The organism is Cupriavidus sp. WS (assembly GCF_000395345.1).
GTDB lineage: Bacteria > Pseudomonadota > Gammaproteobacteria > Burkholderiales > Burkholderiaceae > Cupriavidus > Cupriavidus basilensis_B.
In genome coordinates this window covers 1-1,196 of the sequence record NZ_AQPL01000711.1, presented here as the reverse complement: position 1 = coordinate 1,196, position 1,196 = coordinate 1, and the positions used below count along the sequence as shown (strand labels likewise).

Sequence of the window (1,196 nt, the reverse complement as noted above, 5' to 3'; positions counted from 1 at the left end):
AAATGGCAAAGGAAAAGTTCGAGCGGACCAAGCCGCACGTGAACGTTGGTACGATCGGTCACGTTGACCACGGCAAGACCACGCTGACGGCAGCGATCGCCACGGTGCTGGCAGCGAAGTTTGGCGGTTCGGCCAAGAAGTACGACGAAATCGACGCAGCGCCGGAAGAAAAGGCACGCGGTATCACCATCAATACCGCCCACGTCGAGTACGAAACGGCCAATCGCCACTACGCGCACGTCGACTGCCCGGGCCACGCCGACTATGTGAAGAACATGATCACGGGTGCCGCCCAGATGGACGGCGCGATCCTGGTGTGCTCGGCCGCCGACGGCCCCATGCCCCAGACCCGCGAGCACATCCTGCTGGCCCGCCAGGTCGGCGTGCCTTACATCATCGTGTTCCTGAACAAGTGCGACATGGTCGACGACGCCGAGCTGCTCGAGCTGGTCGAAATGGAAGTGCGCGAACTGCTCTCGAAGTACGAGTTCCCCGGCGACGACACCCCGATCATCAAGGGTTCGGCCAAGCTGGCGCTCGAAGGCGACAAGGGCGAGCTGGGCGAAGTGGCCATCCTGAACCTGGCCGACGCGCTGGACACCTACATCCCGACGCCGGAACGTGCCGTTGACGGTACCTTCCTGATGCCGGTGGAAGACGTGTTCTCGATCTCGGGCCGCGGCACCGTGGTGACCGGCCGTATCGAACGCGGCATCATCAAGGTCGGCGAGGAAATCGAAATCGTCGGTATCAAGCCGACGGTCAAGACCACCTGCACCGGCGTGGAAATGTTCCGCAAGCTGCTGGACCAGGGTCAGGCCGGCGACAACGTGGGCCTGCTGCTGCGCGGCACGAAGCGCGAAGACGTGGAGCGCGGCCAGGTGCTGTGCAAGCCGGGTTCGATCAAGCCGCACACGCACTTCACGGGCGAGGTCTACATTCTGTCGAAGGACGAAGGCGGCCGTCACACCCCGTTCTTCAACAACTACCGCCCGCAGTTCTATTTCCGCACGACCGACGTGACCGGCTCGATCGAGCTGCCGAAGGACAAGGAAATGGTCATGCCCGGCGACAACGTGTCGATCACGGTCAAGCTGATCGCCCCGATCGCGATGGAAGAAGGCCTGCGCTTCGCCATCCGTGAAGGCGGCCGTACCGTCGGCGCCGGCGTCGTGGCCAAGATCCTCGACTGATAA

The 1,196-nt window shown here is 63.0% G+C and carries 1 protein-coding gene; it reads left to right on the top strand.

Features of this window, described 5'->3' with window-relative positions:
• Positions 1 to 2 precede the first annotated feature (2 nt).
• Positions 3 to 1,193, top strand: coding sequence for an elongation factor Tu (tuf, locus tag K206_RS0136775; protein ID WP_020207180.1), 1,191 nt, complete (start codon positions 3 to 5; stop codon positions 1,191 to 1,193).
• Positions 1,194 to 1,196: the final 3 nt, after the last annotated feature.

What these genes read in the sequence shown, in the direction of transcription:
- tuf (WP_020207180.1), top strand. Translation starts at nt 3, where the DNA reads ATGGCAAAGGAAAAGTTCGAGCGGACCAAGCCGCACGTGAACGTTGGT.